Raw genomic sequence first — 399 nt, forward strand, 5'->3', positions numbered from 1 at the left:
TGGCCGAGGTCGGGCTGACCGACCGGGCCGGTGCCTGGCCCAAGACGCTCTCCGGCGGCGAGGCCCAACGCGCTTCTCTGGCGCGTGCGTTGGTACGGGAGCCCGATCTGCTGCTGCTCGACGAGCCGTTCGGCGCGCTGGACGCCCTGACCCGGATCAAGGCGCAGCAGCTCGTGGCGGAGCTCTGGCAGCGGCGCGGCTGCGCGGTCCTGCTGGTCACCCATGACGTGGACGAGGCCCTGCTGCTGGCGGACCGGGTGCTGGTGATGCGGGAGGGCGGGATCGCGTACGACACAGCCGTCGGCCTGGACCGCCCGCGCGGTGTCGGTGCCCCCGGTTTCGCCGCCCTGCGCTCGCGGCTGCTCAGCGAACTGGGCGTCGAGGGCGGTGGCGTTGAGA

1 protein-coding gene is annotated in these 399 nt (G+C 73.7%); it reads left to right on the top strand.

The window, feature by feature from the left end; all coding sequences use genetic code 11:
• The coding region (locus RM780_RS27725) for an ATP-binding cassette domain-containing protein (RefSeq protein WP_311633651.1) at positions 1-399 on the top strand (399 nt) is incomplete at both ends.

The organism is Streptomyces boetiae (genome assembly GCF_031845405.1).
Taxonomy (GTDB): domain Bacteria; phylum Actinomycetota; class Actinomycetes; order Streptomycetales; family Streptomycetaceae; genus Streptomyces; species Streptomyces boetiae.